General features: G+C 64.9%; 26 protein-coding genes, 2 tRNA genes and 1 other RNA gene. 11 read left to right on the forward strand and 18 right to left on the reverse strand.

Annotated features, from left to right (window positions below):
- Nucleotides 1–2: 2 nt before the first annotated feature.
- Together ACEQZ0_RS03840 and efp are read right to left on the reverse strand one after the other, a co-directional pair.
- Nucleotides 3–353, reverse strand: a complete 351-nt coding sequence (locus ACEQZ0_RS03840) for a hypothetical protein (RefSeq protein WP_370188563.1) — start codon at nt 351–353, stop codon at nt 3–5.
- Between the two features lie 4 nt (nt 354–357).
- The gene (gene efp, locus ACEQZ0_RS03845) at nt 358–921 is read right to left on the reverse strand and encodes an elongation factor P (RefSeq protein ID WP_370188565.1); all 564 of its coding nucleotides are present in this window, start codon (nt 919–921) and stop codon (nt 358–360) included.
- Nucleotides 922–1,062: 141 nt separating this feature from the next.
- Here efp and ACEQZ0_RS03850 point away from each other — a divergent pair, with 141 nt between their 5' ends.
- Nucleotides 1,063–1,431 carry an elongation factor P gene (locus ACEQZ0_RS03850; RefSeq protein WP_370188567.1) on the forward strand — a complete coding sequence of 123 codons (369 nt, stop codon included), beginning with the start codon at nt 1,063–1,065 and terminating at the stop codon, nt 1,429–1,431.
- Between the two features lie 5 nt (nt 1,432–1,436).
- Here ACEQZ0_RS03850 and ACEQZ0_RS03855 read toward each other — a convergent pair whose 3' ends face one another.
- From ACEQZ0_RS03855 to thiE, 3 genes are read right to left on the reverse strand one after another with little or no spacing between them, the layout of a single operon-like run.
- Nucleotides 1,437–2,129: a M23 family metallopeptidase gene (locus ACEQZ0_RS03855; RefSeq protein ID WP_370188569.1), complete on the reverse strand. Its 693-nt coding sequence runs from the start codon at nt 2,127–2,129 to the stop codon at nt 1,437–1,439.
- Between the two features lie 17 nt (nt 2,130–2,146).
- On the reverse strand, nt 2,147–3,388 hold the full coding sequence (locus tag ACEQZ0_RS03860; protein WP_370188571.1) for a L,D-transpeptidase family protein: 1,242 nt from the start codon (nt 3,386–3,388) through the stop codon (nt 2,147–2,149).
- Nucleotides 3,389–3,441: 53 nt separating this feature from the next.
- Entirely contained in the window at nt 3,442–4,077 is a 636-nt protein-coding gene (gene thiE / locus ACEQZ0_RS03865; RefSeq protein ID WP_370188572.1) for a thiamine phosphate synthase, read from the reverse strand.
- An 81-nt stretch (nt 4,078–4,158) separates the two neighbouring features.
- Between thiE and ACEQZ0_RS03870 the strand changes: the two genes are divergently transcribed.
- A complete protein-coding gene (locus ACEQZ0_RS03870; RefSeq protein WP_370188573.1) occupies nt 4,159–4,548 on the forward strand; it encodes a hypothetical protein in 390 nt (129 codons plus the stop codon).
- A gap of 3 nt (nt 4,549–4,551) precedes the next feature.
- Here ACEQZ0_RS03870 and ACEQZ0_RS03875 read toward each other — a convergent pair whose 3' ends face one another.
- The 3 genes from ACEQZ0_RS03875 to ACEQZ0_RS03885 all read right to left on the reverse strand — a co-directional run bounded on the left by ACEQZ0_RS03875 (nt 4,552) and on the right by ACEQZ0_RS03885 (nt 8,413).
- Nucleotides 4,552–5,439 carry a fructose bisphosphate aldolase gene (locus tag ACEQZ0_RS03875; RefSeq protein WP_370188575.1) on the reverse strand — a complete coding sequence of 296 codons (888 nt, stop codon included), beginning with the start codon at nt 5,437–5,439 and terminating at the stop codon, nt 4,552–4,554.
- A 107-nt stretch (nt 5,440–5,546) separates the two neighbouring features.
- A complete protein-coding gene (locus ACEQZ0_RS03880; RefSeq protein WP_370188577.1) occupies nt 5,547–6,893 on the reverse strand; it encodes a tryptophan 7-halogenase in 1,347 nt (448 codons plus the stop codon).
- Complete coding sequence (locus ACEQZ0_RS03885; protein ID WP_370188579.1) at nt 6,890–8,413, reverse strand: tryptophan halogenase family protein; 1,524 nt, start codon at nt 8,411–8,413, stop codon at nt 6,890–6,892. Before ACEQZ0_RS03885 ends, ACEQZ0_RS03880 begins: the two co-directional genes overlap by 4 nt.
- 95 nt (nt 8,414–8,508) lie before the next feature.
- Here ACEQZ0_RS03885 and ACEQZ0_RS03890 point away from each other — a divergent pair, with 95 nt between their 5' ends.
- The gene (locus ACEQZ0_RS03890; protein ID WP_370188580.1) at nt 8,509–9,267 is read left to right on the forward strand and encodes a flavodoxin family protein; all 759 of its coding nucleotides are present in this window, start codon (nt 8,509–8,511) and stop codon (nt 9,265–9,267) included.
- On the opposite strand, the gene ACEQZ0_RS03895 is transcribed toward ACEQZ0_RS03890, so the two are convergent.
- From ACEQZ0_RS03895 to tkt, 4 genes are read right to left on the reverse strand one after another with little or no spacing between them, the layout of a single operon-like run.
- On the reverse strand, nt 9,264–9,719 hold the full coding sequence (locus tag ACEQZ0_RS03895) for a PaaI family thioesterase (RefSeq protein ID WP_370188582.1): 456 nt from the start codon (nt 9,717–9,719) through the stop codon (nt 9,264–9,266). The two genes, ACEQZ0_RS03890 and ACEQZ0_RS03895, sit on opposite strands and share 4 nt — an antisense overlap.
- Entirely contained in the window at nt 9,716–10,915 is a 1,200-nt protein-coding gene (pgk, locus tag ACEQZ0_RS03900; RefSeq protein WP_370188584.1) for a phosphoglycerate kinase, read from the reverse strand. Before pgk ends, ACEQZ0_RS03895 begins: the two co-directional genes overlap by 4 nt.
- An 11-nt stretch (nt 10,916–10,926) precedes the next feature.
- On the reverse strand, nt 10,927–11,934 hold the full coding sequence (gap, locus tag ACEQZ0_RS03905; RefSeq protein ID WP_370188586.1) for a type I glyceraldehyde-3-phosphate dehydrogenase: 1,008 nt from the start codon (nt 11,932–11,934) through the stop codon (nt 10,927–10,929).
- A gap of 16 nt (nt 11,935–11,950) precedes the next feature.
- Complete coding sequence (gene tkt / locus ACEQZ0_RS03910) at nt 11,951–13,930, reverse strand: transketolase (protein ID WP_370188588.1); 1,980 nt, start codon at nt 13,928–13,930, stop codon at nt 11,951–11,953.
- Between the two features lie 179 nt (nt 13,931–14,109).
- Between tkt and ACEQZ0_RS03915 the strand changes: the two genes are divergently transcribed.
- From ACEQZ0_RS03915 to ACEQZ0_RS03935, 5 genes are all read left to right on the forward strand, one after another.
- A complete protein-coding gene (locus tag ACEQZ0_RS03915) occupies nt 14,110–14,316 on the forward strand; it encodes a hypothetical protein (RefSeq protein WP_370188590.1) in 207 nt (68 codons plus the stop codon).
- On the forward strand, nt 14,313–14,636 hold the full coding sequence (locus ACEQZ0_RS03920; RefSeq protein WP_370188592.1) for a cell division protein ZapA: 324 nt from the start codon (nt 14,313–14,315) through the stop codon (nt 14,634–14,636). Before ACEQZ0_RS03915 ends, ACEQZ0_RS03920 begins: the two co-directional genes overlap by 4 nt.
- 11 nt (nt 14,637–14,647) lie before the next feature.
- Nucleotides 14,648–14,817: non-coding RNA, 6S RNA (gene ssrS, locus ACEQZ0_RS03925), on the forward strand.
- A 104-nt stretch (nt 14,818–14,921) separates the two neighbouring features.
- Nucleotides 14,922–15,494, forward strand: coding sequence for a 5-formyltetrahydrofolate cyclo-ligase (locus ACEQZ0_RS03930; RefSeq protein WP_370188594.1), 573 nt, complete (start codon nt 14,922–14,924; stop codon nt 15,492–15,494).
- Nucleotides 15,491–15,706 (forward strand): DUF2842 domain-containing protein, encoded by a 216-nt coding sequence (locus tag ACEQZ0_RS03935; RefSeq protein WP_370188596.1) that lies wholly within the window; start codon nt 15,491–15,493, stop codon nt 15,704–15,706. The genes ACEQZ0_RS03930 and ACEQZ0_RS03935 overlap by 4 nt, the downstream gene beginning before the upstream one ends.
- Before the next feature lie 183 nt (nt 15,707–15,889).
- On the opposite strand, the gene ACEQZ0_RS03940 is transcribed toward ACEQZ0_RS03935, so the two are convergent.
- Nucleotides 15,890–15,966, reverse strand: a tRNA-Asp gene (locus ACEQZ0_RS03940).
- A gap of 187 nt (nt 15,967–16,153) precedes the next feature.
- On the opposite strand from ACEQZ0_RS03940, the gene ACEQZ0_RS03945 reads away from it, so the two are divergent.
- Nucleotides 16,154–16,300 (forward strand): hypothetical protein, encoded by a 147-nt coding sequence (locus ACEQZ0_RS03945; protein WP_370188598.1) that lies wholly within the window; start codon nt 16,154–16,156, stop codon nt 16,298–16,300.
- Between the two features lie 24 nt (nt 16,301–16,324).
- On the opposite strand, the gene ACEQZ0_RS03950 is transcribed toward ACEQZ0_RS03945, so the two are convergent.
- The 5 genes from ACEQZ0_RS03950 to ACEQZ0_RS03970 all read right to left on the reverse strand — a co-directional run bounded on the left by ACEQZ0_RS03950 (nt 16,325) and on the right by ACEQZ0_RS03970 (nt 21,664).
- Entirely contained in the window at nt 16,325–16,912 is a 588-nt protein-coding gene (locus ACEQZ0_RS03950; RefSeq protein WP_370188600.1) for a YdeI/OmpD-associated family protein, read from the reverse strand.
- Nucleotides 16,913–16,946: 34 nt separating this feature from the next.
- The gene (locus ACEQZ0_RS03955; RefSeq protein ID WP_370188602.1) at nt 16,947–18,248 is read right to left on the reverse strand and encodes a dihydrolipoamide acetyltransferase family protein; all 1,302 of its coding nucleotides are present in this window, start codon (nt 18,246–18,248) and stop codon (nt 16,947–16,949) included.
- Nucleotides 18,249–18,253: 5 nt separating this feature from the next.
- Entirely contained in the window at nt 18,254–19,252 is a 999-nt protein-coding gene (locus tag ACEQZ0_RS03960; RefSeq protein ID WP_370189927.1) for an alpha-ketoacid dehydrogenase subunit beta, read from the reverse strand.
- Between the two features lie 56 nt (nt 19,253–19,308).
- Nucleotides 19,309–20,610, reverse strand: coding sequence for a 3-methyl-2-oxobutanoate dehydrogenase (2-methylpropanoyl-transferring) subunit alpha (locus tag ACEQZ0_RS03965; protein WP_370188604.1), 1,302 nt, complete (start codon nt 20,608–20,610; stop codon nt 19,309–19,311).
- Between the two features lie 79 nt (nt 20,611–20,689).
- Nucleotides 20,690–21,664 carry a thymidylate synthase gene (locus ACEQZ0_RS03970; RefSeq protein ID WP_370188606.1) on the reverse strand — a complete coding sequence of 325 codons (975 nt, stop codon included), beginning with the start codon at nt 21,662–21,664 and terminating at the stop codon, nt 20,690–20,692.
- Nucleotides 21,665–21,772: 108 nt separating this feature from the next.
- Between ACEQZ0_RS03970 and ACEQZ0_RS03975 the strand changes: the two genes are divergently transcribed.
- Both ACEQZ0_RS03975 and ACEQZ0_RS03980 read left to right on the forward strand, forming a co-directional pair.
- Nucleotides 21,773–21,849 (forward strand) — tRNA-Pro (locus tag ACEQZ0_RS03975).
- Between the two features lie 149 nt (nt 21,850–21,998).
- Nucleotides 21,999–22,493 carry a hypothetical protein gene (locus ACEQZ0_RS03980; RefSeq protein ID WP_370188608.1) on the forward strand — a complete coding sequence of 165 codons (495 nt, stop codon included), beginning with the start codon at nt 21,999–22,001 and terminating at the stop codon, nt 22,491–22,493.
- Nucleotides 22,494–22,581 lie beyond the last annotated feature (88 nt).

Genomic DNA, 22,581 nt, shown 5'->3' on the forward strand with positions numbered 1-22,581 from the left:
TCTTATTCGGTAAGGACGCGGATCGAACGCGCCTGCAGGTGGATGGTGCCCCAGTCGCAGGCCATATCGAATTTGGTGCCATCGATATGGAACGACTGGATGGCGAAGCGGCGGCTGCTTGCCGCCGGCTGCTCCGCGCGTTCGAGACTAAGCTTCGAAATCCCGGCGAAGCGGAGCATGCCCGGGTGGAAACAGCATTCCTCACCCGCTCCCGGCGCCTCGTAGTCGGGATGGGCTTGTTCGAGGCAGAAGTCCATCTCCAGCGTCAGTTCGTCGTCGTTGATGATCACCGCGCGCAGCACGCTGGCGACGAGATCGACGTTTTCGAACCTGCTGGCGATAGACCTGCCCACCGGATCAGCTGGCCTTGCCGACGTAGCTCTGTTCGTAGACGTCGACGACGATCCGCGTACCGCTTTCGATATGCGGCGGGACCATGATACGCACGCCATTGTCGAGCACGGCGGGCTTGTAGCTGGACGAGGCGGTCTGCCCCTTCACCACGGCATCGGCCTCGACGATGGTCGCCTCGACCTGCTGGGGCAATTCGACCGAGATCGGCTTTTCGTCCCACAGCTCGAGCATGACTTCCATCCCGTCCTGCAGGAACGGGCGGGCATCGCCAAGGAGGTCGGACGGCAGGTGGATCTGCTCGTAGGTGTCCTTGTCCATGAACACGAGCATGTCGCCGTCTTCGTAGAGGAACTGGTAGTCCTTGGTGTCGAGACGGACCTTCTCGACCGTGTCGGCGCTGCGGAAGCGGACATTGGTCTTGCGACCATCCTGCAGGTTCTTCATTTCGACCTGCATGTAGGCGCCGCCCTTGCCCGGCTGGGTGTGCTGGATCTTGGCGACCTTCCAGATGCCGCCTTCGTATTCGATGATGTTGCCCGGACGGATGTCCACGCCGCTGATCTTCATGGGAAGCTACCTTCGACTTGTAAAAGAGCCAGTCCGCCACCCGGGCGGACATGTGCCGCGCGCCTTAGCCGAGCGAGGCCGTGCGGGCAAGCGAGTGGAAAAAGGCCGCAGGCATCGCTATGTAGGTCGCGGACGGAATTGATGATCGACTTCAAGAAACTCACCCTGCTCGCCGCGGTGGCGGGCCTCGCCTCTCCCCCTGCTCTCGCGCAGGGACGCCTCGCTCTGCTCGCGCAGGGCGAATATGTCTGCGCGCTGCCAGGCGATGCCTCGGGCGCGGCGTGGATCGTCCAGGACGGTCACGAATTCGCCATTACCGGCGGATCGAGCTATCGCACCGCGAAGGGCAGCGGCACCTATCTGATGGAAGGCAAGCTGGTCACCTTCACTCGCGGACCGATGCGGGGGGCCAAGTTCATGCGCCTGGGGTCGGGACTGCTCCAGCAGGTCGACCGCAACGGCAAGCTCGGGCGGCTGCGCTGCCATCGCACCGGCCCGCTCGAGGACTGAGCGCGCTAGCGTTCGGTCAGCAACGGATAGGGATTGACCGCATTGGCGGGTTCCCACCATTCGGCATCCTCGGTCGTCTGCAGGATCGCAAAATGCAGGTGCGGAGCCTCGTCCGAAGCATTGCCCGAACTGCCGACCGTACCGAGCCGCTGTCCGCGCCGCACGCGCTGCCCTTCCTTGAGCCCTTTGGCATAGGCATCGAGATGGGCGTAGTAATAGATCGTCTCACCATCGGCTGAGCGAACATAGATCGTCTTCCCGCCGGCATCCGAGCGGAACAGCTTTTCCACCACACCGGGCGCCGCCGACAGCACGCTGGTGCCCTTTGGCGCCATGATGTCGATCGCTTCGTGGAGCCGCGCCCCGCCTTCGCGCGAATCGCTATAGGTGTCGGTCAGGTCGGAAGGACGGATATTCTGCACCGGGATCAGCAATTGCCGCGCCTTTGCATCGCTCGGTGCCTCGGGGCCGCGGGTGTCGAGCCCGCCCGCCAATGCTTCCTCGGCAGTCTCGCCCCGCTGAGCATCGCCTTCGCCCGTTGCCGGTGACGGACTGGGCGCCACTTCGGCCGGACGCGTGACGCCGCGCTGGCTCACGCTCGTCGCATTCTCGATCAGGCTGCCGCCCAGCACGATCCATACGGCGCTGGTCAGCGTGGCGGTGATGACAATGGTCAGGATGCGGTCAACGAGTTTCATGCGCGGAGCCTAACCTTTCAAGGCTCGAAAATCACCTGGGTCGATTGCGAAACCATTCCGGCTAGCCGCGCCGCATCCCAATTTGTCAGGCGGACGCAGCCGCTCGACTGCGCGCGACCGATGGTTTCGGGGTCCGGCGTGCCATGGATCCCGTAGTGCTCCTTGCTGAGGTCGATCCACACCACGCCCACCGGCGAATTGGGACCCGGTGGCAAAGTATGCGTCTGGTTGCCTGCTTCCTCTTCGCCCAGCACCTCGGGATCATAGCTGTAGGGCGGGTTGTAGGCTTCGCCGAGGATTTTCCATTCACCCAGCGGTAGCGGGAATTCGCTCGAACCCGAGCTGACGGTGAACAGCGCCACCAGCCTGTTGCCGCGATAGGCCTTGAGCGTCTTGCCAGCCTTGCTCACGACGATGCGGTCGACTTCGGCCTGTTCGGTCCCAACTCCGAGTGAGGCGAGCGTGCGCTGCCAATCGCCGTCCTTGATTGCACCCGGAGCGATGCGGTCGCCTCCGATATTGGGTACACGCACTTGCTGGCCGGGCTTGAAATAGCTCGGCTTCTGCTCATTGGACCGGCTGATTGCAGACGTCGCTGTGGCCTGCGGTTTGGCGCCCGTGCCGTCCGACGGGCCGGCCGGCTGCCCGTTGGGATTGAGCTGCTTGAGCACCTCGACGGTGGTGTGAAAGCGTTCGGCAAGCCGTTCGTCGAGCGAAGTGTAGCCGAGCCGGTCGAGCTTGGCCTTGTCTGCCACGTCCTCGGGCATGTCGGTATAGGCGGCATCGCCCCAGCTTGCCGGGATCGTCACCACGCGGGTGGCGGGAATCCGGTCCCATTGTGCGAGCGCCGCCTTGGTCGGTTCGTCGAGCTTGCCGGTGATGTCGAGATCGTTGGCTTCCTGAAAGCCCTCGATCGCATTGGTGGTGCTCATGCCCATCTTGCCGTCGATCACGCCCGGGCCGAAACCCACGCGGTCAAGCACGACCTGCGCCTGCATGATGGGACGCTCCTCGCTATCGGGCAGCTCCGATCTTTTGGTTGCATCCTCCGCCGCATCCTCGTCGATCTCGTTCAGATAGCGGTCGTCGTTCGAGGCCATCGTGTCGGCGAGATTGTCGTCGCCATAGGTCTCGTAGCCGTAATCCTTCTGTACATCAGCGCTCGCGACCGTATCGGACTCGCGCTCGTTGTCCTGGCCCTGCATGCCGCAGGCGGCGAGAGCGAGCGAGGATGCCGCGGCGAAAGCGAATTTGCGCATGAATGGGAGCTCCTGAACCACGGGGCGCGACCCGCCCCTTCAGGCAACCCAACTCACGCTGCGGCGATTTGCTCCGCAAAAGCCTTGATCGCGGCGACTTCGTCGCCCTTCCACACCGCCCCCGACACGGCAAGGAAATCCGCCCCCGCTTCGACCAGCGGGCGGCAGTTCTCGGGGGTGATCCCGCCGATCGCGACCGAGGGGAGCTCGACCATCTCGGTCCACCATTCGAGCAGGTCGAGCTCGGCGCGATGCTCGGTGTCCTTGGTCGTGCTGGGAAAGAAGGCGCCGAAGGCGACGTAGTCCGCACCCGCCTCGCCCGCTTCGAGCGCGAGATGGCGCGAGGCATGGCAGGTCACGCCGATCTGCGCTTCGCGGCCCAGCTCCTCGCGCGCTTCCTGCGGGTCGCCGTCGCCCTGGCCGAGATGTACGCCATCGGCCCCGAGCCGCTTGGCGAGCGCAATATCGTCGTTGACAATAAATGCGACATCGCGCGCCGCGCAGATCGCCTGGAGCGGCTCGGCCAGCGCTGCTGCCGCGTGCTGGTCCAGCCCCTTCACGCGGAACTGGAACGCGGTGACGACGCCGGGCCCCGCGTCGAGTGCGCGTTCGAGCCGCTGGGGAAAATCGCCTGACACGTCGAGTGGCGAGATCAGGTAGAGCTGGGTCGGAGGCAAGCTATCAGTCATCGGTCGCGCTCTCTAGTGCCCCGATCGCCTTTCGTCACGCGTTCAGAACCGCGAAAGCCTGCCCGGCGTCTAGCGGTCGGCATGAAAACCTATCTCGCCGCCCTGCTCCTCGCCCCGCTCTCTGCCTGCGCAATCATTCCAGGTACGCCGATGGCGAATGGCGATGCCGCCGCACAGGGAACCGCGGTCCGCATGGGCGAGCCGGTCTGGGCCGGGGACACCATCGTCACACCGCTGGCGGTCGCCGAAGACAGCCGTTGCCCGGCAAATGCGCGCTGCGTCTGGGCTGGCAAGCTGACCGTCTCGACCCGCATCGCCGCCACGCACTGGACGCAGACCGCCCCGCTCACACTGGGCGAACCCTATACGGTGCTGGGCCGGACCTATACCCTGGTCTCGGCAACGCCCGAAAAGACCACGGACCGGGAAATTCCGGTCCGCGACTATCGCTTCGTCATCGAGCGCCGCTGAACGTCAGGCGACGCTGGCGGCGTGGATCTGATCGATCGCGCCCGACAGGGTGGCATCGAATTCCGCGTCGCTTTGCGTCGCGCGCAGGTCCTGCAGCAGGCCACGGCTGAAGCTGGCGATCATACCGTGGTTCTTCGCCAGTTCGGCGCAGGCCTCGTCGGTCGAATAGCCGCCCGACAGTGCCACCACGCGCAGCACCTTGGGGTGGTTGACCAATGCGCTGTAGAGACCGGGCTCCTTCGGGATCGAAAGCTTGAGCATAATCTGCTGGCCCGCGGGCAGCGCATCGAGGCCTTCTTCGATCGCCTCGAGCAGGATCTTCTCTCCCTCGGCGCGATCGGCGGCGATGATGTCGTATTCGGGTTCCAAGATCGGCACCAGGGCGCAGGACAGGATGCGCGCACCTTCGGCGAACTGCTGGTGCGCCACTTCCTTGATTCCCACCGGGTTGGCCGATTTGATGACACTGCGCATCTTGGTTCCGAAGACACCCAGTTCCTTGGCACGGTTGCACATGTCTTCGAGCCCGGGATTGGGCTTCATCAGCTGCGCCCCGTTGCGTTCGTCTTCGAGCCCCTTGTCGACCTTGAGGAAGGGGACGATGCCGCGTTCCTTCAGGCGCGCGGGCACGCTCTTGCCGCCGCTGGTTCCTTCCATCGTCTTTTCGAACAGGATCGCGCCGATGACCTTGCCATTGCCGAAGCTGGGGGCTTCGATGATGCGCTGCCGCATCTGGTGGATCAGGCCGAACATTTCCTCCTCGTTCGACCAGGCCCCTTCCTCGATGCCGTAGCCCTTCAAGGCCTTGGGGGTCGAACCGCCCGACTGGTCGAGCGCCGCGATAAAGCCCTGGCCCTCGGCGATACGCGCCTTCATTTCATCGAAAGTCATCTGGAAAACCCCGTCGCTTGGTGGTGGTCGTGCATTCGTATGCGCGGCGCATACAAAAGCCCCTCCGCGCCTGCAACGGGGCCGGGCAACTTATTGTCAGAGGGCGGTCAGGCGTTGCCGAAACGCTGCATGAATTGCCCCTGCGTAGGCATGGCGGCGAGCGCCTGGTCGATCTGGCCGCGGATGGTGCCGAGCGCGGCGTCGAGCTGTCGCGGATCGAACGCCCCGGCCCGGCGATCATGGCGAGCCGGGAGCACCCCAAACCCGATCAGCAGGTCGATCCAGAACTGCCGGTCGACCACCTCGCCATCGAATTCGGGCAGGCGCCCGCGGCTGCGGAACTGCTCGATGCGCAGCGCGAGACCTTCAGGCGGCTCGACAGCGCGCAACGCACGCCATGGCTCCTCTGCGCGCCGGTTGAGGTACAGCGGTGCGGCGATCAGCTCGTAAAGGCGCTCTACCGTCCGCGCGTGAAGCCGGTTGAAGCGCCGCGACTCCACTCTCATCTCGCTGGTCGCGGGCAGGCATTGGACCAGCGCCTCCACCTGCACCAGCAGCATGCGCGCATCGGCCGAAAACAGTGGACCAAGCGCGGCCGAGGCGGGACCGAGGCGGAGAAGGTTGGCAAGCCACGGCGTTTCGAGCGCATGGGGTTGTGCCGCGCACCCGGCGCCCGCGCGGGCGGAATAGATGGGCATGGCGCCCGCCAGCGGATCGGCCGCGATGCCGATATCCGAGCGCGCCAAGGCCTCGAGCAACGGCAGCGCCATCTGCTCGCCCTCACCCATCCCCCCGCCCGGCGCGCGCAGGTCGATGAAGACCTCGGCCTCCATCAGCCTGCCGTCTGCCAGCCGGGCAGACCTCACGCGGGCGCCGTCTGCGCGCCGCAGTTGGGCGACCTCACCGTCGAAACTTTCGACCCGCTGCCCGGCGAACCGATCGCGGAGCAATCCGGCGAGCGCCATGCGGTCGACCACGACCAACGGACCGAGCATGGCAAGCGGCGATTGCGGCGCATCCTCCGGCAGCGCCACGCGCCCCTCTGCCGCGGCACGGGCACAGAAACGGAAGCCTTCGTAGAGCTCGCCGAAGCGGTCGAGCGCCCCCGCCCTTTCGGCCACGCAGTGAAGCACTTGGTGCAAAGGCAGGCCCGCGATTGCGGGCAGGTCGCCCGAAGGCGCGGCGACCTGCCGCGTCCCGCTACCGCAAAATCCATCGAGCACATGGCCGAGCGCGAAGTGCGCGCCAGCACCCGCCAACTCGGTCGCTCCGATGTCGAGCGTGCGGAAAAAAGGCGATTCGAGCGGCAGCGCGACTGTCTCGGCAGGTCTGCACCGGGTCTCGACGATCGTGATTGCCGTCTCTGCGGGAAGGTGCTTCGCCAGCAGGGTGGCGACGGGCCACACATCGACCGCGTCGCCGAACAAGAGGTAGGAGCCGACGCGCCCGGTCATCGAACCGCCCTCTCAGCGGAGAAGGAGGCGCCCGAAGCGCGGAGAAACTCGCGATGGTCGGGCATCGCCGCGGCCTCGCGCCTGATCCGCGTCCGGATTTGCACGAGCTTCTCTCCCAATTCCTCCCCGTCCATCGTCCCGGCGCGCGGGTCCCATCCGTGGGGCACGATATTCTGGCCCAGAAAGACCGCGATCCAGCTGACCGGCTGGAACAGGCCTTCGGCATAATCCGGCAGGATCGCCCGTTCGTGGAAATCCTCGATCTTCTCGGCGAGGCTGTCGGGTATCGCCATGGCGCGTATCGCCCGCCAGAAATCCTCCTCGCGCCGGTTGGCGACGTAATGAAGCACCAGAAAATCGCGAATGCGATCGAACTCGATTGCCATCAGCCGGTCGTATTCGCTCCTGTCGGAGTCCTCGATCCGCGTCCGGGGAAACAGCTCGATCAGGTTGAGGATGCCGCTCTGGATCAGATCGATGCTGGTCGATTCGAGCGGTTCGAGGAACCCGCCCGACAGGCCGATCGCGACGCAGTTGCCACGCCAAAGCGATTTGCGCCGCCCGGTGGTGAACCGCAATTGCCGTGGGTCCGCTCCGGACTCGCCCTCGAGGTTCGCCATTAGGAATTCGCGCGCCGCTTCGTCCTCCCAATAGGCATCGCAATAGACGAGCCCGTTGCCGACGCGATGCTGCAGCGGAATGCGCCATTGCCAGCCAGCAGCGCGCGCGGTGGCGCGGGTATAAGGGCCGTGCTCGCCGCCATTGGCGCATGGGACGGCAAAGGCGCGGTTGCATGGCAGCCACCGGCTCCAGTCCTCGAATGGCGTGTCGAGCGTCTCGCCGATCAGCAATGCGCGAAAGCCCGAGCAGTCGATGAACAGATCGCCCGCAATCTCCTCGCCGCTTTCCAGCACCACGGCTGCGATATCGCCACTCTCGCCTGCGCGCCGGACGTCGACGATCCTGCCCTCGCGCCTGACCACACCCGCAGCCTGCGCGAGCTCGGCAAGCCAGGCGGCGTAAAGTCCCGCATCGAACTGGAAGGCGTAATCGTATGACTGTCGCGGATCGCCTTCGCGCGGAGGCTCGAAACGCTCTTCCCATGCGGCGACGATGGGCAGCGAATATTCCCCGATCGGTGCGGCCTTTCCTGCGGCATGCGCGCGGGCCCAGTAATGGATGAAGTCGGCCGGGCCGATCTCCTCGCCATAGGCGCCGAAGGGATGGACGTAGCGATCGCCCACCCTGCCCCAGTCGCGGAACTCGATCCCCAGCTTGATGGTCGCCGCGGTCCGCGCCATCATTTGACGTTCGTCGATACCTATCAGGCGATTGAAGCGGCGGATCTGCGGAAGCGTTGCCTCACCTACGCCGACGGTGCCGATCGCGGCGGATTCGACCAGCGTGATCGACAACCCCGTCCGGCCGAGCAGGCGCGCGAGAGCCGCTGCGGTCATCCATCCGGCGGTCCCGCCGCCGACGATCACCACATTGTCGATCTGCTGCGGCCGCGCGTCCATGGCCGAGGGATAACCACCATGGCATGGGCAGACAACTGGGGCAGGTAACTATCTCGCTTCCCATGCGTATTTCTCATCAGACACGGGGAGAAGACATGCTCGACCAGACACAGCAGAAGCTCTGCGACGACAACCAGACCGACTTTTCGGATCTGACGGCGCTGACGATCAACTGTACTCTCAAGCCCTCGCCCGAGGGCTCGCATACCGACAAGCTGCTCGGCGTAGTCGAGACGATCCTGGCCAGGAACGATGTCGCGCTCGACCAGGTCAGACTCGTCGACCATGACATCGCACCCGGCGTCTACCCCGACATGACCGAGCACGGGGCAGCTCGCGACGATTGGCCTGCAATCTGGGAGAAAGTGCGGGCAGCCGATATCCTCGTGGTCGGCACGCCGATCTGGCTGGGCGAGAAAAGTTCGGTCTGCCAGCGGTTGATCGAACGGCTCTACGCGCATTCGGGCCAGACCAACGACAAGGGCCAATATGTCTTCTACGGCAAGGTCGGCGGATGCATCGTCACCGGCAACGAGGATGGTATCAAACATGTCGGCATGGGCGTGCTCTATTCGCTGCAGCACGTCGGCTACACCATCCCGCCGCAGGCCGATGCCGGATGGATCGGCGAGGCCGGCCCCGGGCCGAGCTATGGCGACGCGAAGGAAGATGGATCGGGATATGTCGGATTCGACAACGATTTCACCCGCCGCAACACCACTTTCATGACCTGGAACCTGATGCATCTGGCGCGCATGCTGAAGGACGCGGGCGGCATCCCAGCGCATGGCAATTCGGTCGAATTATGGAAGAAAGGCCGCCGTTTCGATGCGCCCAATCCCGAGTATCGCTAGCCCCGCCGGACCTTCCGGATGATGCCGTTGAAGCTGAGCACCGGGGCACCATCGGCGCGGATCATGCCGACGACATAGATCGTCTTGCCGCCCGCGCGCACGACCTCTCCGCGCGCCTCGATCAGCTGACCGACGCGTGCGGGATCGAGAAAATCGCCCGCCAGGTGCATGGTCACGCCGTGCGATCCCGCCAGCGCATCGGTGGCAATAGTGAACAGCGCACTGTCGGCGAAGGTCATCATGCAGCCGCCATGCATGAAGCCCGCGCCGTTCATGTGGCGCTCTTCGGCGCGGAAGGCGGCAACCATCGTGCCATCATCCTCGCGCCGTTCGTAGAAGGGTCCCGCGCGCTGCTCGAAAGCGTCGCTCTGCCAAGTCGACCAACCGAACCATTCGCCTTCGGTGATGGGCGCAAGCCCACCGCTCGAGCCTACGGCTTCGTTCTCGCTCATGCCTTGAGCGCCGCGACGCCCGGAAGGTCCTTGCCCTCCATCCATTCGAGGAAGGCCCCGCCCGCGGTCGAAACGAAAGTGAAGTCGTCCTTCACCCCCGCATGCGCCAGCGCCGCAACCGTATCCCCGCCGCCCGCCACCGAAATCAGCGAGCCATCCTGCGTGAGGGCGGCGGCAATGCGCGCGAGCGCGATGGTGGCTGCGTCGAAAGGTTCGATCTCGAAGGCGCCCAACGGCCCGTTCCACACCAGCGTGCGGCACGTCTTGAGCACGTCGCCCAACGCCTCGACTGCGAGCGGACCGACGTCGAGGATCATCTCGTCTTCGGCAACCTCGTGGACGTTGCAGGTGCGCAAGCTCTGTGGGTTCGCGGCGAATTCCTTCGCCACGACCACGTCGTAGGGCAGGTGGACGGTGCAGCCGGCATGGTCGGCCTCGTCCATGATGCGATTGGCCGTGGCGGTGAGGTCGTGCTCACACAACGACTTGCCGACATCCACGCCCTTGGCCGCGAGGAAGGTATTGGCCATGCCGCCGCCGATGATGAGGTGCTGGACCTTGCCCACGAGGTTTTCGAGCACATCGAGCTTGGTCGAGACCTTTGCCCCGCCGACCACCGCAGCGACCGGCGGCTCGGGATTGCCGAGCGCGGCGTCGAGCGCCTTGAGCTCGGCCTCCATCGCACGGCCCGCATAGGCGGGGAGGAAATGCGCCAGTCCTTCGGTCGAAGCATGCGCGCGGTGCGCAGCGGAAAAGGCGTCGTTGACATAGAAATCGCCGTGGGCGGCCATGCCCTTGGCGAATTCGGGATCGTTCGCCTCTTCGCCCGGCCAGAAGCGGACGTTGTCGAGCAGGCCGATATCGCCATTGCCAAGAATGCCGATCGACTGTTCGACCACCGGGCCCATGACCTCGGGGATGAACATGATCTCCTTGCCGAGCACTTCCTCGACATCGCCCTGCACGAAGCTGGTCGACATGGTGGAATAGCGCTGGCCCTTGGGGCGGCCGAAGTGGGCGAGCAGCAGGACCTTGGCGCCCTTGTCCGCGAGTTCGAGCACGGTCGGCTTGACCGCCTCGACACGGGTGACGTCGGTCGCCGAACCGTCCTTCATAGGAAGGTTCAGGTCGACGCGCACCAGCGCGACCTTGCCGGTGACATCGCCAAGGTCGTCAAGGGTCCTGAAACTGCTCATGTTTGCGTCCTTTAGAGGAACTTCGCCATCACGCCGGCGGTGTCGATCATGCGGTTCGAGAAGCCCCACTCATTATCGTACCAGCTGACGACGCGGCAGAGCTTGCCTTCCATCACGCTGGTTTCGAGGCTGTCGATGGTCGAGCTGGCCGGATAGTGGTTGAAGTCCGAGCTGACGAGCGGCTGGTCGGTGTAGTCGAGCACGCCCTTCATCTTGCCTTCGGCAGCGGCCTTGAGCGCGGCGTTCAGCTCCTCGGCGCTGGTGTCGCGGCCGGGGGTGAAGACGAGATCGACGAGGCTGACGTTCGGCGTCGGCACGCGGACCGAGCTGCCGTCGAGCTTGCCGGCGAGTTCGGGCAGGACGAGGCCGACCGCGCGGGCAGCGCCGGTGGTGGTCGGGATCATGTTCTGCGCGCCGCCGCGGGCCCGGCGCATGTCCGAATGCATCTGGTCGAGCATGCGCTGGTCGTTCGTGTAGCTGTGGATCGTGGTCATGAAGCCGCGTTCGATACCCACCGTCTCGTGCAGCACCTTGGCCATCGGCGAGAGGCAGTTTGTGGTGCAGCTGGCGTTCGAGACGATCACGTCGTCGGCGGTCAGCGTTTCGTGGTTCACACCGTAGACGATGGTCGCCGAGACATTCTTGGCCGGAGCCGAGATCAGCACGCGCTTGGCGCCCGCCTTGAGGTGCGGTTCGGCAGCTTCGTGGCTCTGGAAGAAGCCGGTGCATTCGAGCACGATGTCCACGCCCTGTGCGGCATGCGGCAGGTTGCCGGGGTCGCGCTCGCTGGTCACCGCGATGGACTTGCCGTTCACGATGATGGCGTTGTCGCCCACTTCGACGGTGCCGGGGAAACGGCCATGCGTGCTGTCGTACTGGAACAGCAGGGCATTCGACTTGGTGTCGGCGAGATCGTTGATCGAGACAAGGTCGAGATCGTGGTCGTCACGCTCGAGGATGGCGCGCGCCACGAGGCGGCCGATACGTCCGAAACCGTTGATTGCAACCTTGGTCGCCATTGCACAGAACTCCTGCTTAACCGTTCAATTTGTTCATGATTTGCGGGACGATAGCGTCCGCCGCGAGCCCGAATTTGCGGTACAGATCCTCGGCCGGGGCGCTGGCCCCGAAGCGGTCGATGCCGATCGTCAGCCCGTCGCTGCCGACATAGCGTTCCCAGCCGAAAGTGGTCCCCGCCTCGACCGAAACCTTGAGTGCGTCGGCAGGCAGAAGGTCGGCACGATAGCCCGCGTCCTGCTCGTCGAACAGCGCGGTGCAGACCATCGAGACGACATCCGCACCGACGCCCTGCTTTTCGAGCGCCGCGGCCGCCTCGAGCGCAATATGCACTTCCGAACCGCTGGCGACGAGCACCACCTGGCGCTTCGCCCCCGCCTTCTTGAGGCGATAGGCCCCCTTGGAGGACATGCCGGTCTCGTCGGGCGCGTTGCGCACCTGCGGCAGGTTCTGGCGGCTCAGCGCGAGCACCGTCGGGCGATCGGTCTGGCGCAGCGCGATCTCCCAGCACTCGGCGGTCTCGACCGCATCGGCCGGGCGCATGACGAGGAGGTTGGGCATCATGCGCAGCGACTGGACGTGTTCAATCGGCTGGTGCGTCGGGCCGTCCTCGCCCAGCCCGATGCTGTCGTGTGTCATCACATAGATTACGCGCTGCTGCTGCAGTGCCGACAGGCGGATAGCCGCGCGGCAATAATCGGTGAAGACGAGGAAAGTACCGCCATAGGGGATCACGCCGCCGTGCAGCGCCATGCCGTTCATCGCAGCGGCCATGCCGAATTCGCGGATGCCCCAATAGACGTAGCGGCCCGAATAATCGTCGGCCGTGAAGGGCCCGATGCCGCCCGCCTTGGTGTTATTGGACCCCGTCAGGTCGGCGCTGCCGCCAATGGTCTCGGGCAATTTCGCGTTGATCTGCGCCAGCGCCATTTCGCTCGCCTTGCGGGTAGCGACCTTGACCGGCTCCTTCATCAGCGACTGGATGTAATTGTCGAGGCTGAAGCCCTTCGGCAGCTCGCCCGCCATGCGGCGTTCGAACTCGCGCTTCTGCGCATGTCCGGCGAAGCGCGTCTCCCAATCCGCATGGGCCTTCGCCCCGCGCTCGGCCGTGCCACGCCAGTCGGCAAGCACCTGGTCGGGAATTTCGAACGGCTTGGCATCCCAGCCGAGGACCTTGCGCGCCGCGGCGATTTCATCCTCGCCGAGCGGTGCACCATGCGTGGCGCTGGTGCCCTGCTTGTTGGGCGAGCCCTTGCCGATCACCGTCCTGCAGGCGACGAGCGAGGGGCGCTCGTCGGCCACAGCCTCGTCGATCGCGCGGCGGATATCGTCGAAATCATGTCCGTCGCAGCTAGCCACGTGCCAACCGGTCGCCTCGTAGCGGGCCTTGATGTCCTCGCTGGTCGACAGGTCGGTCGAGCCGTCGATGGTGATGTTGTTGTCGTCCCACAGCACGATCATCCGGCCCAGCTTCAGGTGACCGGCAAGGCCGATCGCCTCGTGGTTGATGCCTTCCATGAGGCAGCCGTCGCCGGCGACCACCCAGGTGCGGTGGTCGACAATATCCTGGCCGAACTCGGCATTGAGATGGCGCTCGGCCATCGCCATGCCGACCGCCATGGCCAGCCCCTGGCCCAACGGGCCGGTGGTGCTTTCGACGCCGTCTAGGAGGAAGTTTTCCGGATGGCCGGCACACGGGCTGCCGAGCTGGCGGAAGTTGCGGATGTCCTCGATCGTCGGCTGTGCGTAGCCGGAAAGGTGGAGCAGCGAATAGATCAGCATCGAGCCGTGACCGGCCGAAAGCACGAAGCGGTCGCGGTCCGCCCATTTCGGCGCCGCGGGATCGTGCTTGAGATAGTCGCTCCACAGGACGGTCGCGACATCGGCCATGCCCATCGGCATGCCGGGATGTCCCGAATTGGCCGCCTGCACCGCATCCATCGAAAGCGCCCTGATGGCATTGGCCATCTGGACCATGCGAGCGGTGTCGAGACTCATAGGAAATATTCTCCGGGAAAGGGGGCCGATTCGACGCGCGCGAAGCCTTCGCGGAGCGCGCGCGAGAGGTCAACCCGGGCCGGCCCCCATGCACAGGCGCCCTTTCCCTCATCCCACTTATCAACAGAGAGGTCCAACCCTTTGCCACGGCGTAGCTATTTTGGTATCCCGGCATCGCCATGAGTTCCGAACGCATCCAAAAAGCCGTCGACCGGATCGATCGCGCCCTGGCCCGGATCGAAACGCAGGCGGCGCTCGCCTCGCATGGCGGGACGGCGGGAGAGGCAGGCAATGCCGCCCTCGTCGCGCGTCACGAGGCGCTGCGCGAAAGCGTTACGGCCAGCCTGGCCGAGCTCGACACACTGATCGAGGGTCTCGGCGCATGAGCGACGTCAAGCTCGATGTGGGCGGGCGCAAGTATACGGTATCCTGTGCCGACGGCGAGGAAGAGAATGTCCAGCGGCTGGCAGCGATGGTCGATGCGAAGCTCGCCTCGATGGGTGCCAACCTGTCGACCAACGAGGCGAAGAATCTGCTGTTTGCCGCCCTGCTGCTGGCCGACGAGCTCGACGAGGCCAAGAAGGATCCGGGTACGGCCGTGGGCAGCGGTATCGATCCCGAACGCCTCGCAGCGCAGCTCGAACATATCGCGACCGGGCTCGAGAATGCCGCTTCGGCTCTTGAGGGCGGCGCACAGGCCTCCTAAATAACGTCGCGGCGGGGCTGCCCGGCACGAGCCGCATGAATATCCCTGAGGCTATAAGCAATCCAAGGGAGCTGTCCCTGCCCCGGTCCACCGGTTCGGCCGTGGGATTGGGGCATACGGCACCCACCTGACGTTTAGGCGTCAGAGGATTTCGCCGGAAACGACCCATGGTGGTCCCGCCACTTTTCTCTTTCTTGTGCGGTCGGTATCCGTCCCGGCCTGCTGTTAGCAGCGGCCGCAAAAGAGCGAATAGACGCCAAGAGTGTCTGTCCGTAGAGAGCATCCGTGACCAAGTCCGAACTCCGCAACCAGCTGCGCGCCGCGCGTCGCGAGCATGTAGAGGCGCTTCCCCAGAGTATGCGCACGCTCGTGTTCATGCGTCCGCCCGCGCCCCTGCTCGAGCTCGTGCCCGAGGGAACCGCGATAGGTCTTTATCGCTCCGATCCGTTCGAGGCACCCACACCCGCGTATGCCCGGTACTTCTTCGAACTGGGCCACGAACTTGCGCTGCCGCGCTTCGCCCGCAAGGGCGAGCCGATGGAATTCGCGCGCTTCACCGATCCGTTCGAGGAAAGCGATCTCGAAACGGGTCCGTTCGGACTGCTCCAACCGAAGGCCGACGCGCCGGTGGTGAAACCGCAGGTCCTGTTCGTGCCGCTGGTCGGCTTCGGCGCGCAGGGGGCACGGCTCGGCCAGGGCGGGGGCCATTACGACCGCTGGCTCGCGCACCATCCCGGCACCACAGCCATCGGGCTGGCCTGGGACTGCCAGCTGGTCGATGACCTGCCGGTCGAACCGCACGACATGCCGCTCGCCGCCGTAGTCACCCCAACCCGCATTTACGGACCTTTCGCATGAGGAAAGAACCCACTTGGCGAATCCCTGTCGGGATCCTCGGCCTGTTGTCGGCGCTGGCGATCTATGGCGTGGTGATCGCGCGCTATGCCCCCGACCTCATCGGCGACTGGCCGACGTTGGTGCAAACGCTCGTCTATATCGTGCTGGGCGTGGTCTGGCTGCTCCCGCTGCGCCGCTTCCTGATATGGATGGAAACCGGCCGCTGGGGCTGATCGCAAGGCCGACGCGCCGGATCAGCGGCCCGTCATTTGTCCTGAATTCGACCGCAATGCCCTGCCCCGGACGCCAGCGGACCGACTGGCCGGCGATCGAAGCGAGGCTCCGCCGACTGACGGAAACGGGCGGCTGAAAAGCAAAAGGCCTGCCGCAGGGCAGGCCTTTCACAATGTCCCAAGTGGCGCGAGTGACGGGGCTCGAACCCGCGACCTTCGGCGTGACAGGCCGACACTCTAACCAACTGAGCTACACCCGCTTGAAGCGTTGCACCGCTTGGGAGCCGCGCATCTACGGGCGGCTCCGATTCCTGTCAATGGGAGATATTGCGCTTTTTTCGCACTTTTTCCGCAAGCCGTTTCGGGTTGCCGATTTTACCCCAAATTTACCCTTTTCGGTAAAAGTTGCATCGCTGCTTTCCCATGGGAAACAGGACGGGGGTGACCATGCTGACGAAGCTGTTCCTGGGTTTTTCGATCGCCCTGCTGGGGGCCGGCGGCTGCGCCACGCAATCGGCGATGGCCATCCAGCAATCCGCCTATTCCGGACCGGTCACGGCGCCCGTCGCGCACACTCACCTTGCCGCCGGCTGAGCGGCTGCGGACGCTTCGCGATATCTAGCAGTTCTCGTACTTCCAGTTGCGCCGCTTGCCTTCGGCGATCCACTCGATCGCCTGGGCTAACCGGCTGGCGCGCCTCGCCTCGCGCTTGGCGCCGGTGATCCACTCGATGTAGTCGCGTCGGTATGAAGGTGCGAAATCTGCAAACACCGCCTTCGCGGCGGGCCGCTGTTCAAGCGCTGCCGCGAGATCGTCGGGTACGGGAAGCTCGGGCTTCGGAGTGCGCCTTGCACCAGCCGACGCGCTCCCCCGCGCCGCCACCCGTGCGGCCGCAGCGGCAATGCTGGCGATCATCTCCTCACGGTGCGGCAGATCATCGAGCGCGGCGATCTTGCCATTGCCGCCCATGCCCTCCTTCGCGCCCTGGCCCTCTTCACCGTGGACGAGGAAGGCGCAATGCGCCTTGAAAGCGGCCATCCCGGCGACATTCTTCCCCCCGAGCATGAAGTGCGGCATGCCCCACTTGATCCCCTCCTCCCCCTCGGGGAGCGCGGCATGCGCGATCTCGCGAATGCGCGTGAGGATCGGCTGCGCGAAGGGCGCTGCCTTGGCGATATAGGCATCGACTCGTGGATCGGACTTCATGGCATCCTCCCGATGGGGCGCCATGCTAGCCTAATCAGGCAACCAAGATAAGCGCCGGGCTTTCGAGCAGTTTCTTCAGCGCCTGGACGAAGCTCGCCGCATCCCAGCCATCGACGACGCGATGGTCGCAGCTGATCGAGATATTCATCAGCTTACGCTTTTCGATCCGCTCGATCCCGTCGTTGCCGGTGACATACATCGGCCGCTCGATGATCCGGTTGGGGCCGATGATGGCGACCTCGGGACGGTTGATGACCGGCGTGGTCGCGACACCGCCGAGCGGGCCGAGCGAGGTCACGGTCAGCGTGCCGCCCTGCAGTTCCTCGCTCTTCGCCTTGCCAGTGCGCGCGGCCTCGGCGAGGCGCGTGATCTCGTTGGCGAGCTGCCACAGGTTCTTCGCCTGCGCGTCCTTGATCACCGGGACCATCAGCCCCGCATCGGTCTGCGCTGCCATACCCATGTGCACCGAACCGTGACGCGTGATCACGCCCGCCTCGTCGTCGTAGCGGGCATTGATCATCGGGAAATCGGGCAGCGTCTTGCAGATCGCGGTGATCAGCAGAGGCAGGATGGTCAGCTTGGGCCGGTCGCCGCGCTCGCGGTTGAGCTGCGCACGCAGCGCCTCGAGCTCGGTCACATCGCATTCCTCGACATAGGAAAAATGCGGGATGTTGCGCTTCGACGCAGCCATGTTCTCGGCGATGCGGCGGCGCATGCCGATGACCTTGACCTGCTCGTCGGCGCGCGGGGCCGAGGCGGGCTCGTAGCCGCCGCTGTAGGACAGGAAGGCATCGAGATCGCCGTGACGGATACGGCCATCCTCGGCCGGCTTCACCTGCGCAAGGTCGATGCCGAGGTCCCGGGCCCGCTTGCGCACTGCGGGAGTGGCGAGCACCTTGGCATGCGCCGCGGGCTCGGGCGCCGGGGTCGGCGCGGGAAGCGGTTCGGGTTCGGGATCGGCCGACAGCGCGTCGCTGGCATCGCCGGCATCGGAGGTCTCGACCTCGATCCGCTCCTCGACGTCCGCATCCTTGGGTGCGGGCGCGGGGGCGGACGCCGCCTCGTTCTCCTCGACCACCTCGTCGGGCACTTCGCCCTCGACCTCGATCACCACGAGCATCGAACCGATCGAGACCATCTCGCCCTCGCCGCCGGCGATCTCGAGGATCTTCCCGGTGACCGGGCTTTCCATCGGCACCGTCGCCTTGTCGGTCATCATATCGACGAATTCTTCGTCCTCGTTGACCGTGTCGCCGACAGCCTTGTGCCACTGCACGATCTCGGCCTCGGCGATGCCTTCGCCGATATCGGGCATGTTGAAGGTGAATTTCGCCATGTGCGTTACTCGCTCAGAATCTTGTCGATGGCCCCGCCGATGCGGATCGGACCGGGGAAATAGGCCCATTCGAGGCTGTGGGGATAGGGCGTGTCGAAACCGGTCACGCGTTCGACCGGCGCTTCGAGATGGTAGAAGCAGCGCTCGGTGACGAGCGCCGAAAGCTCCGCGCCGAAACCGCTGGTGCGGGTTGCCTCGTGGACGATCAGGCAGCGCCCGGTGCGTTCGACCGAAGCCTCGATCGCCTCGATGTCGAGCGGTACCAGCGTACGCAGGTCGAGGATGTCGGCCTCGATTCCCTTCTCCTTGCACACCGCCTCGACCACATGGACCATGGTCCCATAGGCAAGGATGGTGAGCTGTTCGCCTTCGGTGACGTGCCGCGCCTTGCCCAGCGGGATGGTGTAATGGCCTTCGGGCACCACGCTCGCGTCGAACTTCTTCCACGGCTGCACGGGTTTGTCGTAATAACCCGAGAACGGACCGTTGTAGATCCGCTTGGGCTCGAAGAAGATGACCGGGTCGTTGTCCTCGATGCACGAGATCAGCAGGCCCTTAGCGTCGTAGGGCGTCGCCGGAATCACTGTCTTGAGGCCCGAGACGTGGGTGAAGATCGCCTCGGGGCTCTGGCTGTGCGTCTGCCCGCCGAAGATGCCGCCACCGAAGGGCGAGCGAACCGTCATCGGCGCGATGTACTCGCCCGCCGAGCGATAGCGCAGCCGCGCCGCCTCGCTGATCAGCTGGTCGAGCCCGGGGTAGATATAGTCGGCGAACTGGATTTCCGGGACCGGGCGCAGGCCATAGGCCCCCATCCCCACCGCCACCGCGATGATGCCGCATTCGGAGATCGGCGTGTCGAACACGCGGGTCTTGCCGTATTTTTCCTGCAGGCCGGCGGTGCAGCGGAACACACCGCCGAAATAGCCGACATCCTCGCCCATCACCACGACGTCGGGATCGCGCGCCATGGTCACGTCGAGCGCATCGTTGATCGCCTCGATCATGTTGAGGCGGCGTTCGGTGCCCTGCGGCGCCGCTTCGGTTTCCTTGACCTCGGTGCTCACAGGTCGAGCCCTCCCGGGAACTTGGTCTCGCGCTCGTGGATCGCCTGCTCGCTCTGTTCCTTCAGATGCCAGGGCAGTTCCTCGAACACGTCTTCGAACATGGTGCGGAACGGATGGTGCAGGCCGTGGCCAAGAATGCCGTTGGCTTCGGCCTCCTTGGTCACCTTCTTGACGTGCTCGGCCGCCTCGAGGTCCATCTTTTCCTGCCGCTCCTCGTCCCATTCGCCGATCGCGATGAGGTGGTTCTTGAGCCGCATGACCGGATCGCCCAGCGGCCATTCGCTGCGTTCCTGCGCGCTGCGATAGCCGCTCGGATCGTCCGAGGTGGAATGGCCTTCCGCGCGGTATGTGAAGAATTCGATCAGAGTCGGCCCGGCATTGGCACGCGCGCGGTTGGCGGCCCATTGCTCGGCGGCGTAACAGGCGAGCGGATCGTTACCGTCGACCCGCAATCCGGCGAGGCCATAGCCCAGCGCGCGCGCGGCGAAGGTGGTCCGTTCGGCCCCGGCGAATCCGCTGAAGCTCGAGATCGCCCACTGGTTGTTGACCACGTTGAGGATCACCGGGGCGTTGTAGACGGTGGCGAAGGTACAGGCGGAATGGAAGTCGCCTTCCGCGGTGCTGCCTTCGCCCACCCAGGTCGCGGCGATGCGGCTGTCGCCCTTCATGGCACTCGCCATCGCCCAGCCGACTGCCTGAGGGGTCTGCGTGGCAAGGTTGCCGCTGATGGTGAAAAAGCTGTGCTCGCGGCTCGAATACATGATCGGCAGCTGGCGGCCCTTCAGCTTGTCGCCCTTGTTCGAATAGATCTGGTTGATCATCTCGATCAAGGGATAGCCGCGCTGGATCAGAATGCCCTGCTGGCGATAGCTGGGAAAGACCATGTCGTCGGCGGCGAGAGCCATGCTGGCCGAGACGCTGGTCGCCTCCTCGCCGGTGCACTTCATGTAGAAGCTGGTCTTGCCCTGCCGCTGCCCGCGGAACATGCGCTCGTCGAAGGCGCGGGTCATCGCCATGTGGCCGAGCATGGCGCGCAGCGTATCGGGATCGAGCTTGGGGTCCCAGGCCCCGTGCGCCTTGTCGTCCTCGCCCAGCACGCGCACCAGGCCATAGGCCATGTCGCGCATCTCGGCAGGGTCGCAGGTCTCGTCGGGACGCGCCATGCTGCCCGCTTCGGGCACATCGATATGCGAGAAATCGACCGTGTCGCCCGGTCGGAACTTGGGTTCGGGAACATGCAGCGAAAGCGTGGGACGGTTGTCGCCCTTTGCTGCACTACCCTCGGGCCTGTCGGCCATAGAATCGTCTCCCAGACGCAATCTTACGCTTACGCGTTATTTTATTTCACTAGCGGGAAACGGTCAAGTCAGGGCCGCATCACACCGCGACGGGCGCGCTGATCGGCCCGTGCGGCGTGTAGTCGCGAACCTCGAAATCCTCAATTGCATAGTCGAAGATCGTCGGTGGGCGCCGCATGATCTCAAGCCGCGGGTGGCCGCGAGGTTCCCGCGAAAGCTGTTCTTCGACCAGGTGCCGGTGGTTGAGATAGAGATGCGTGTCGCCGCCGGTCCATACCAGTTCGCCCGGCTCGAGATCGGCCTGCTGTGCGATCATCCGCGTCAGCAGCGCTGCCGACCACAGGTTGAAGGGCAGGCCGAGCGCAACATCGCAGCTGCGCTGGTAGAGCAGGCAGTTGAGCCGCGCCCTCCCCGTTTCGCCGCCTGCCACATGGAACTGGTATGTCTTGTGGCACGGCGGCAAGGCCATCGCGTCGAGTTCGGCGACGTTCCACCCCTCGATGATATGCCGCCGGCTGCCCGGATTGCTGCGGAGCGATTCGACGACCTGCGCCACCTGGTTGACCCCGCGCCCCTTGCGGTACAGCCCGCCGGCCACCGGCTGGTAGGTCGGCCAGTCGACCCATTGCTTGCCATAGACCGGGCCGAGATCTCCCCATCGTTCGGCGAAGGCCTCGTCCGTTGCGATCCGCTCGACGAACTCCTCGAGCGTGATCCCCTCGCCGGTCTCCTCGACATAGCGGGCATGCGGCCACTCGTTCCAGATCTTCACCCCCTGGAGCACCAGCGGGCGGATGTTGGTGTTGCCGGTGAGGAACCACAGCAGTTCGCGCGTGGCGGTTTTCCAATAGACCCGCTTGGTGGTGATCAATGGCACCGCGCCATCGGCCAGATCAAATCGCAGCATGGCGCCGAAGACCGAACGCGTCCCCACCCCGGTGCGGTCCGCGCGCCGATCGCCCTCGCGCCAGATGCGCTCCATGAGGTCGAGATATTGCTGTTCGTAATGCGGCTGGGACACGGCTTCGGGGCTCACTTGGTCGATGCCGGACATCTAACCCGAAATTGTGGCAAATGCCCGCTTGCGTGCCTCGCAATCCACACCTATAGGGCGCGCCTGCTTCGCACCCGCAGCGCCAGAAACGCGGCGGGCCGATCCGGTCGGGGAGTAGCTCAGCCTGGTAGAGCACTGTCTTCGGGAGGCAGGGGCCGGAGGTTCGAATCCTCTCTCCCCGACCATTTTTCGTCGTTTCCGACAATAAGCCGCAGGATTCCGCCGTTTTCCTCACCCAGAGGAAAGCGGTCGGGAATCTCGAGCGCCGATTGTGCCACAAATTGTGCCACAGCTCGTGCCCCGCCCGGCTCCTCGCAGCCAGGAATTCAATGGCATGGCACTCTATCGTCGCGGCCCCGTGTTCTGGTGGAAATCCCGCCTGCGTCTCTCATCCGTTCCGTCTCATCATACAATGGTGAGGATATCGCTGCGCACGGCGAGCCCCCAGCAGGCCCGTTCGCGTGCAGCCGAACTCGATCTGGCTAAGGACGCAATGATGGAACAGATGCCGATACTGCAGCGCAACGTGAAGGCGGAGGACATGCCCGGCCTCTACAAGCGCGCGTTCGAGCGCGAGCTCGACCGGGTGATCATGGCGCAGTTTCATGAACCGGGTCGGGTCGAGGACCATCTCGCATTCAACTGCCACTATGCGCGTTACTTCACCCTCCTCGCGACCGAGCCGCGGTTGTTGGACGGCAGCCTCGAGAGCTACGAGGAGCTTCGCCTGCGTGGTCTGAGCGAGGGCGATGCAGACGCCCTTACCGCCCTCGCCTGTCGCCACAAGCGCCAGCTTCCCATATCGCGCGGAAGCGACATCACCGGGTGATCGACCCGCTCCTCCTGCCGGGGAGCGATGTCCTGGCCCTGGCTTTTCCAGGGAATGAGATCGCGAATAGCCATCTCGACATTCCTCC

Origin of the sequence: Qipengyuania sp. (assembly GCF_964227205.1) — a bacterium.
Classification (GTDB): domain Bacteria; phylum Pseudomonadota; class Alphaproteobacteria; order Sphingomonadales; family Sphingomonadaceae; genus Qipengyuania.